This window comes from Pediococcus damnosus, assembly GCF_001437255.1.
Classification (GTDB): domain Bacteria; phylum Bacillota; class Bacilli; order Lactobacillales; family Lactobacillaceae; genus Pediococcus; species Pediococcus damnosus.
In genome coordinates, this window is the sequence record NZ_JQBD01000071.1 from 1 (window position 1) to 9,899 (window position 9,899).

The following is a 9,899-nucleotide window of genomic DNA, read 5'->3' on the forward strand; positions in this document are numbered from 1 at the left end:
CACCAATACGATTTGACAGAGACCCAAAAAAATCCACATTCAGAATTTTGTTCTTCCAAATATGGATACAATTATTTAATTTCAATTTCAAGCTGCTGTCATTTGAATCTAGCTCTATAGCTCTGTATGTGGTTGCAAAACCTTGGGAAACGATAGAATAAATTGAGATCCCTTCCCAGGTTCGGAATTAAGATGAATTTCTCCACCTAAATTTTTGACACTTTCTGCAACAATAGGTAGTCCTAAGCCGGTTCCACTAATCATTTCACCAGGCTTATCGGCAGTCACCCTATAAAAACGTTCAAAAACTTTGTGCTGATTTTCTGGAGCAATTCCAATTCCGTTATCCTGCACAATTAGTTCCCATCGATTCTTTTTTTCTGTATACGAAAGTGTCACGTTACCTTGGGGACGATTGTACCGAATTCCGTTGGCCACAAGATTTTTAATAATTTGACCTAATTGTTCTTTATTCGTTTGCACTTTGGTTCCTTTAGGAATTTGATTGGAAACCTGCACTTGATGCAGTCGCATTCCTCTGTGTAACACATCAATTTCTTCTTGACCCAAGGTTGCCAAGTCACACTCTTCAACCTCTAAGGATCTTTGCCCATCCCATTGGGTTTGCGAAATTGATAAAATATCTTCACTTAGATGAACGAGCTTACGACTTTCTTTTTGAATAATTTTCAAGAATTCATCCAATTTGTCGGGATCATTTTTAGCACCATTCATTAATGTCTCTGCGAATCCCGATATTGCCGTAATTGGAGTTCGCAACTCGTGGCTGGCATTGCTAACAAAGTTTAGCTGCATTTGTTCAACTGTCCACGCCTCAGTAATATCATAAAGCAAAACAACAACTTCAAAACGGTGATGGACTTGTTTATTATAAACAACCATCGCCTCAACAACTTTTTCACTCGGTTCACGTTTTAAATGAATTGTTTGATGCTGGTCCTTTTTAGTTTCAAAGGTGCGTTCAATCAAATCTTGAAGATCAGCTTGTTTGATATCCATTTTATAAGGATGCGGATCAGTCTTGATTTGTAATTGTAGTAAATCGACCGTAGCCGGATTTGCCAACTGAACCTCCCGGTGACGATTAATAACTAAAATTCCCACTGGTAAATTATTCACAATCGCTTTTAATTCGTTCCCCTGGTTAGTTAAGTTGTGAATTTGGTGCCGATCATGAGATTCAATTTTATTAACGGTCATCGTTAATTCATAAAACGGATCATCTTTTGGCAAAACAATTTGACTAGCCTTTTTACCCTTTAAAACTTCTTGCAACTTCTCGTTCAAGGCATCTTGACGTAACTGAGATTGGCGTAAATTGCTGTAATAAACAACAACTTCAATCGAGGTTACAAATATTGTGATGGCAAACAATAAAACATAGTTAATTTCATTTGCACTAAAACTATGTTGTCCCTTTTGAACCGCTTTTAATACTAAAAACGCCATCAAAAGATTTCCTATCAAACTCGTTAAAGAAAAACGTACGGTTCTATTCAGCATTCTTTTTTGTGTTGAACTCATAGCCAAAGCCTCTCACTGTTAAAATTAATTTTGGATTTTTCGGATCATCTTCAATTTTATCACGTAAATGACTCACGTGAATGTCAACCATGCGTGTTTGTCCTGCATAGTCGTAACCCCAAACCGCATTTAAAATCGTATCCCGATTTAGAACATGATTTGCATGCTCCCATAGGTAGTCAAGTAGTTTAAATTCATTTGGTGTTAAAGCAACTTTCTTATGGCCCTTAAACACTTCATAACGCTCTTGATCAAGAACTAATTGTCCAACTGTTTTGCGTTTTGTTTCTACCTTTGTTGAAATATCTTTATGGTGACTATTTTGTGTTCGCCGTAAAATAGCTTTAATTCGCGCCACTAATTCCCGCGGACTGAAAGGCTTGGTTAAATAATCATCCGCTCCAATTTCAAAACCAACTATTTTATCTAGCTCATTATTCTTAGCAGTTAGAATTAGGATTGGAATTTCTTTTTGCGTTGTTCGAATTCGTTTAATCGTTTCTAACCCATCAATCCCTGGCAACATTAAATCCATAATCACAAAATTCGCCTGATTTTTTTGTAACCAATCTAAAGCTTCAAGACCAGTAGAAACACTGGCCACTTCGAAACCAGCATCTTTTAGGTTATACGTAATTAGTTTCACAATTGAAGGCTCATCATCAACTATCAGAATTTTTTCATTCATTAATTTTGCCTCCATTTGTTTGTAAAACTAAACTATTGCGGATTTTCCTGTTGCAGTTTCCATTGTAAATAGGCATCGATAAATCCATCTAAATCACCGTCCATGACAGCTTGTACATTGGCCGTTTCGTAATTGGTTCGATGATCTTTAACCATTGAATATGGATGAAAAACGTAGGACCGAATTTGCGACCCCCACCCAATATCTAACTGTTTTCCTTCAATGGCAGCACGTTTCTCTGCTTTTTTCTGTTCTTCACGTTCATAAAGTTTGGCCCGTAACATAGACATTGCTGTCTGCCTATTTTGAAGTTGAGAACGTTGTGCTTGACTTGCAACTACAATTCCTGTTGGTAAATGAGTGATTCGAACCGCCGATGAAGTTTTATTGATATGCTGACCACCAGCACCACTAGATCTGTAAACATCCACACGCAAATCATCAGGATTAATGTTGATTTCCACAGAATCATCCAATTCCGGCATCACATCCACTGATGCAAATGATGTATGGCGCCGACCAGCAGAGTCAAATGGGGAAATTCGAACTAATCGGTGAACACCTTTTTCAGAAAGTAAGTAACCATATGCGTTGTGTCCACTAATCACGACACTAACACTATTAAGCCCAGCAACATCGCCTGCCTGATAGTCTTCAATTGACACAGTAAACTGATGTTTTTCAGCCCAACGTGTGTACATGCGTAACAACATGGCACCCCAGTCCTGAGATTCAGTCCCACCGGCACCTGGATGAATTTCTAGAATTGCATTATTAGCATCGTACTTTCCATTAAGCAATAAGCCTAATCGATATTGTCGTAAAGCTTTCTGGGTGCTCTCAAAGTTTTTTTCAAATTCTTGCTGCATATCTGAATCAGCTTCCGCTTCAAGCAATTCTTCTGCTACAGCTAAATCTTCTACCTGTGATTTCAGGCTATGAAATTGATCATATTTTTGTTTTAAAATATTGGTCTCATCAATAAGCTTTTGCGCTTTTTTTTGATCATTCCAAAAATCAGGCTCTCCCATTTTTGATTCATTAATCGATATATTTTCACTTAATTTATCGAAGTCAAAGTGACCTCCTAAAGTCATCGACTTCTTCTTGCATTTGTTTAATTTGTTTTTTTGCTTCGCTTAATTCCATTTTGTTAAACCCCTTAAATATTTCTGCAAAAAAGGATTGGAATCAAAACACTATGTTTTGGCCAATCCTCCTCTGTGACGTATTTTACTTAATTTATCTTTGAATGTTCTGACGAATCTCAGACTTCAAGAATAATCGAGTTGCATCGTACTCAATATCTGATACCATCTCTTCAAACATCCGATAACCATCTTGCTGATATTCAACCAATGGATTTAGTTGCCCATAGCCACGAAGGCCAATTGATTGACGCAACTGGTCCATCGCATCAATATGTTCTGTCCAATGAGAATCAACCACTCGTAAGATTACAACTTTTTCAAATTCCAGCATTTGAGCAGGATCATAAAGTTGCTTTTCTTTCTGGGTATAAATTTCTTTGGCTCGACCTAATAAATAGCTCTTGACTTCATCAGGTGTCTTACCTGTTAAATCATCTAATGAAATCGTATCCTCATTGACCATGTTAGATTTTGCAAAATCTAAAATTGTTTCTAAATCCCACTTATCTTTTTCTGTGCCTTGCATGTGAACATCCACAACTTGGTCAACGGTCCGCTGAATCATTGGAACCATTACATCCTTTAATGAAGTCTTGGCCAAGATAACTTCTTGACGTTCACCATAAATGACCTCACGTTGAGCCCGCATTACATCATCATACTGCAAAACGTTTTTACGTGAATCATAGTTATTTCCTTCTACTCGTTTTTGAGCAGATTCTACTTGTTTGGTAATCATGCGACTTTGAATAACAGCATCATCATCAGAAACCTTCATACGATGTAATAAGTTTTTGATTCGTTCTGAACCAAAACGAATCATCAAATCATCTTCCAATGACAAGTAAAACTGTGACATACCAGGATCACCTTGACGACCAGAACGGCCACGCAACTGATTATCAATCCGTCGTGACTCATGACGTTCAGTTCCGATTACAGCCAATCCACCCAAATCTGTAACGCCAGGTCCTAATTTAATATCAGTCCCTCGACCAGCCATATTAGTCGCAATTGTAACTGCGCCCTTTTGGCCCGCATTGGTAATGATTTCAGCTTCTTTGGCATGATTTTTCGCATTTAAAACAACATGGGGAATTTTTTCTTCATCCAATAGATGGGAAAGATGCTCAGAAGTTTCGACCGCAACCGTACCAATTAACATCGGTTGACCCTTGGCATGCAATTGTTTGATTTCCTTTATAACTGCTCCAAACTTACTTTCCAATGTTGGATAGAGCAAGTCAGGACGATCATCACGGATCATTGGCCGATTGGTTGGAATTGAAATAACTTCCATATTATAAATTTCTCGGAATTCATCTTGTTCCGTTTTGGCAGTACCAGTCATCCCGGCTAATTTATGATACATCCGGAACAAGTTCTGATAAGTGATGTTAGCCATAGTTTTAGTTTCTTCTTGAATCTCAACATTTTCCTTAGCTTCAATCGCTTGATGTAAGCCATCAGAAAAACGCCGGCCTTCCATAACTCGTCCAGTAAACTGGTCAACGATAAGTGCTTCGCCATCTTGGACAACGTAATCCTTATCTTTTAACATAATATAATTAGCGCGTAATGCCTGATCAAGATGATGGGTCAATGAAGCATTATCAACATCATATAAGTTCTTTAAGTTGAAATATTTTTCGGCTTTTTCAATACCCTTATCAGTTAGAGAAATTGATTTAGATTCCCAATCAATTTTATAATCTTTATCAACTGTTAATGTCTTTGCAAAACGGTCTGCCCGCTTATACATATGAGTACCGTTTTCGGATTGTCCAGAAATAATTAATGGTGTTCGCGCTTCATCGATTAAAATGGAATCCACTTCATCAATAATGGCATAACTGAGAGGCCGTTGAACCATATCCTCTTTGTAGACCACCATATTATCTCGCAAATAATCAAACCCAATTTCACTATTGGTTGAATAGGTAATATCAGCAGCATATGCAGCCCGTTTTTCTTCAGGTGATTTTTCGGCTACATTCAATCCAACACTTAAACCTAACCAGTTATACAACTCACCCATTTCCGTCGCATCACGACCAGATAAGTATTCATTAACTGTTACAACGTGGACTCCTTTACCAGCAAGGGCATTCAAATAAACCGGCATGGTTGCTGTCAAAGTTTTACCTTCACCAGTTTTCATTTCGGCAATGTCACCTTCATGTAAAACAATTCCACCCATGATTTGAACATGGAATGGAAACAAACCAAGGACTCGCTTTGCTCCCTCACGAGCAACCGCAAATGCCTCAGGTAAAATATCGTCAAGCGTTTCCCCATCTTTTAAACGTGCCTTAAAAGCTGGCGTCTTGGCCTGTAAGTCAGCATCTGATAACTGACTGTATTCATCTTTGTATGCTTCAACTTTATCTGCTAAACGATCCAAACGCTTTTGCACACGTTTGTCACTTTCAACCCATTTCTTTAATAGATTAGCCATTCAATAGTTCCTCTCTTAAATCTAGACTATTTTTATTTTTAAATTACATATTTATTATTCCAAACTCTTGTAGACCATATAGTATTTTAACATTATTAAGACCATTTTTAAACAAAATAGTTAAGAGTCCAGACAGGTATTGAATAAGTGACTAATTTTATGTACCAAAAAAGAACTGAAACAGGTCTAAGTAAACTTGGACTCTCTCCAAATTCAGCTTTAAATCTGTTCAGCTCTTTGTTTTATTCGTTTATATAATTAGTCGTCTGATTCAATCAAACCATACCGACCATCATTGCGTCGATAAACAATGTTAACTTCATCAGTTTCTGCATCTTGATAAATAAAGAAGTCATGGTTTAACATATCCATTTGTAAAACAGCTTCTTCACTATCCATTGGTTTGAGTGAAACACGTTTGGTACGAACAATATCAAACTTCGAATCCTTTGAATCAGATTCGTCACTATCATCCACATCAAGATCGGCACCTGGAACCTCAACGCCTTTATAACCTTTTTCACGGGATTTACGATTAATTTTTGTCTTGTATTTGCGGATTTGGCGTTCCAACTTATCAGTTACCAAATCAACACTTGCATACAGATCAGGTGATGTTTCTTCAGCTCTCAGTACTAAATATGGAAGTGGGATCGTAACCTCAACCTTAGCTGTCTTATCCGGATGAACCTTGAGGTTTACATGCGCCTTAGCATTCAAACTATTATCAAAATATTTTTCTAGTTTGCTAATGCGTTTTTCCACATAATTTCTAATTGCTTCTGTCACTTCAATATTTTCGCCACGTACATTAAAATCAAGCATAAATTTTCTCTCCCTTCAGTAGCAAGCATTTGTGCTCGCCCAAACACGATATCGAAAGGACCACTCTTCTAATATCTTGCTTAGTTCCATTATAAATGAAACCGCTCTTTTAAACAAATAAAAAACAAAATTTTTTTAATTGTTATCGACAAAGGGTTACACTCTCTACCCGATCGGATCCTTGCCTATACAAAGTTTCGGCCGCATGGCGAAGCGTTCTCCCTGTCGTATAAACATCATCAATTAAAAGAATCTTTTTGTTTTCTATCTGTTGCCGACATTCTACATCAACATAAAAATGATTACCAGTTTGCAAACGTTCGTTTCGTTTCTTCTGAGATTGCCGTTTTTCATCTCGGTCCCTTTTCATGTAAAGAACCTCATTATTTGATAAGTCTCCCATCAATCCTAGTACCTGATTGAACCCCCGCGTAGTCCACGTAGTTTTATCAATCGGTAGTGCCACAATTAAATCAAAAACAGCAAATTTTTTAATAAATTGCGAAAATTTGGTATCAAATACATGCCTTAATTGATAATCTCCTTGAAATTTGTAAGCATGCATATAAGCCTTCATCGCTTCATCATACTGATACAAGGCATGATTTATATAGTAATATGAACCATTTGCCTGCCACTTTTGGCAATCTTTACACACGTTTTGTGATTCCTGTTGTCTTCCACACTTTGGGCATGCAGAGGCTTCGTCGATTTCATGAAATGTTTTCTGACACGCCATACAGATAGTTTCGGTTTTTGATCTTTGCGGCATCATTAAATAACTCAGCGTCCATGACAACCGAATCATGCTATGACAGATTAGACACTGCATATGCGTCCTCCTTTGCTTTATGATTCACAAATTTGATTTGCCGTTGGGCCTGTTTAATTGAACGGGAAATACCGTTACAAATAAATAAAACCGTCCCAGTTGGCCGTTTAGGATTTCGGCCAACTCTCCCAGCAATTTGGACTAATGCAGACGAAGAAAAAGTCCCATCATCGGCGCCCAAAACACATACGTCAATTTTAGGAAAAGTTACGCCCCGTTCTAAAATTGTTGTGGTTATGAGCCCCGCAATCCTGCCATCCCGCATCAATTGCACCTTCTCTAGTCGGTGCTCATCTGCGGAAAAAACGGTTGTCAGTTTTAAATCAGGAAACTCTTTATTAATTGCCTTTAGCACTACCGCTAGTTGATTAATATGAGGTACAAATACCAAAAATTGGCGCTTGGCTTGTTGGCAATTAGTAAGAAAAGTTTTAAGTGCCTTTGGTAATCTTTTGTTTTTAACTTTTTTCCACCAATTAAAAACTAACTTTGTTTTAATTTCAGGTAAGGGAAAGCCATGAAAGCGTTGTGGCAAGTAGCTTACACCCAATTGCTTTTGCCTAACTTTTTTCAATAAAATATCACCAGGCGTAGCTGTTAGATATAAACACATTCCGGTTTGTTTCTTAGCCTGTTTGGTTGCATACAACAATTGGGCATTTTGTGCATATGGAAAAGCATCCACTTCGTCAATGATCAAAACATCAAATGCGTGGTAAAATCTTAGTAGTTGATGGGTTGTGGCAATTGTGAGCTGCGCATAATGATAAGGATCAGTTTGATGTCCGTGTAATAAAGCAATGTCGACATCCTGAAATGCGGCTTGTAAGCGCGGAAATAATTCCAAACACACATCCACTCGTGGAGACGCTAAACAAACCCGTTTTCCAGTTTGAAGTGCATCATTAATCCCGGGAAACAACATTTCTGTCTTTCCGGCTCCAGTCACGGCCCACAACAGATGATCTTGACTAAGATTAAAGGCACGCAAAACCTCTTCTGAGCATCTTTTCTGACTTGGTGTGAGTTCTCCTTGCCACGTTAAATAAGTATCTAAAATTTCAAATTGATTGGGCTCTTCCAGAGTCACAAAATTTTCTAATGTTGAAACTCGTCCCAACTGAATACAAGCTGAACAATAAAATTCATTTCGTGGAAGCGCCACCACCTGTTTATCATGCCATGTATGACATCGCAAACAGCGAACCCGCGTCTCGGCAATTTGCATAGTTGGCAATTTTTTAAAACTAGTTTCCAAGTTTGTCCAATCACGTGGCATTAAGACCAGCCGTCCAAAAAATTCTGATTTATCCATTTATTCTCCTCAGGTTTAAAATACGCAAAAGAAAGGAATTATTTTTTTATGGACAAACATTTAATTACAATTGCTCAAAATGGTAGTCATGAACTTGATATCAAAAAATCACGTTTCATTGCCAATGCATTTCGCATTCAAACTGAAGAAGAAGCCCAAAAATTTATTCAGGAAATCAAAACTCAACATCATAAAGCCAATCACCATTGTTTTGCCTATCTGTTGGGAAATGATGACCATATTCAAAGAGCTAGTGATGATGGCGAGCCTTCGGGAACTGCGGGCGTTCCTATTTTAGAAGTTTTACAAAAAAATAATGTGCATAATACGTTGGTTGTGGTAACTCGATATTTTGGTGGAATCAAGCTTGGTGCCGGTGGTTTAATTCGGGCATACAGCAATTCGACTTCCCAGGTACTCACAGAAATTGGCTTGGTGGAACTCGTTTCACAAATCAAACTAAGTTTAACCATTGAATATGCTCAGCATGATTCTTTAGTCCACTGGCTCGACGCTAACCATTTTAAAGTAAGCGATAGTCAATATGGTGAAAAAGTGACGGTTCAGGTTCCCGTAGCAGAACCCAAGATTACTGAATTTGAAACTACTCTCACAAACCTTTTCAGCGGTAACATTGCCTTTCAAAAATTAGGCACCCAATTTAATGAAGTTCCTTAAAAAAAATAATCTAAAGTTTGAAAGCACAAAATTCTCCCTAATTAATTGCCACAAAAGAGTTAGCAACAATTAAATTAGTTTAAATGTCGTCTTCCAGCAAAATTGGGCTGGAACGTAGCGGGCACGACTTAGAGCCGAAATACACGTCTCTAAGCTCGGCCTTTATCTAAGCAATAAATTGCTAAGACAAACGACACTACTGAGCCCATTTGCTTCCAGACTGTTTCGAGTTGTAAACCTTATTATATTTAATACAAAGATTGTTTTGGCAACTTTTATGCGAACTACTTAAAAGCAACGACTTTCCCAGTTTAGAGGCGTTTGGGCCTCAGGGGTGAAATTATCTTAGTGGCTTGCTGCTTAGATAATGGTCGAGTTTGAAGACAAGTGAACTGCTTGGCTTCAAA

8 protein-coding genes are annotated in these 9,899 nt (G+C 37.8%); 1 reads left to right on the top strand and 7 read right to left on the bottom strand.

Annotation, left to right across the window (positions count from 1 at the left end):
* Positions 1–114: 114 nt before the first annotated feature.
* The 7 genes from IV84_RS08195 to IV84_RS08225 form a co-directional block, all read right to left on the bottom strand.
* A complete protein-coding gene (locus tag IV84_RS08195) occupies positions 115–1,470 on the bottom strand; it encodes an ATP-binding protein (protein WP_158509293.1) in 1,356 nt (451 codons plus the stop codon).
* A gap of 43 nt (positions 1,471–1,513) precedes the next feature.
* The gene (locus IV84_RS08200) at positions 1,514–2,233 is read right to left on the bottom strand and encodes a response regulator transcription factor (protein WP_056986387.1); all 720 of its coding nucleotides are present in this window, start codon (positions 2,231–2,233) and stop codon (positions 1,514–1,516) included.
* A 32-nt stretch (positions 2,234–2,265) separates the two neighbouring features.
* Positions 2,266–3,382 (bottom strand): peptide chain release factor 2 gene (gene prfB / locus IV84_RS08205; RefSeq protein ID WP_192868910.1). Its coding sequence is split into 2 segments (ribosomal slippage): positions 2,266–3,309 and positions 3,311–3,382, totalling 1,116 coding nucleotides; the frame shifts between segments, so codons are not numbered across the junction.
* A 93-nt stretch (positions 3,383–3,475) separates the two neighbouring features.
* On the bottom strand, positions 3,476–5,842 hold the full coding sequence (gene secA / locus IV84_RS08210) for a preprotein translocase subunit SecA (RefSeq protein WP_046871897.1): 2,367 nt from the start codon (positions 5,840–5,842) through the stop codon (positions 3,476–3,478).
* 258 nt (positions 5,843–6,100) lie between these two features.
* On the bottom strand, positions 6,101–6,667 hold the full coding sequence (gene hpf, locus IV84_RS08215) for a ribosome hibernation-promoting factor, HPF/YfiA family (RefSeq protein ID WP_046871896.1): 567 nt from the start codon (positions 6,665–6,667) through the stop codon (positions 6,101–6,103).
* A 142-nt stretch (positions 6,668–6,809) separates the two neighbouring features.
* On the bottom strand, positions 6,810–7,499 hold the full coding sequence (locus IV84_RS08220; protein WP_052694535.1) for a ComF family protein: 690 nt from the start codon (positions 7,497–7,499) through the stop codon (positions 6,810–6,812).
* Positions 7,477–8,814 carry an ATP-dependent helicase ComFA gene (locus IV84_RS08225; RefSeq protein WP_046871895.1) on the bottom strand — a complete coding sequence of 446 codons (1,338 nt, stop codon included), beginning with the start codon at positions 8,812–8,814 and terminating at the stop codon, positions 7,477–7,479. Before IV84_RS08225 ends, IV84_RS08220 begins: the two co-directional genes overlap by 23 nt.
* Before the next feature lie 48 nt (positions 8,815–8,862).
* Between IV84_RS08225 and IV84_RS08230 the strand changes: the two genes are divergently transcribed.
* Entirely contained in the window at positions 8,863–9,492 is a 630-nt protein-coding gene (locus tag IV84_RS08230; RefSeq protein ID WP_056986388.1) for a YigZ family protein, read from the top strand.
* Positions 9,493–9,899: the final 407 nt, after the last annotated feature.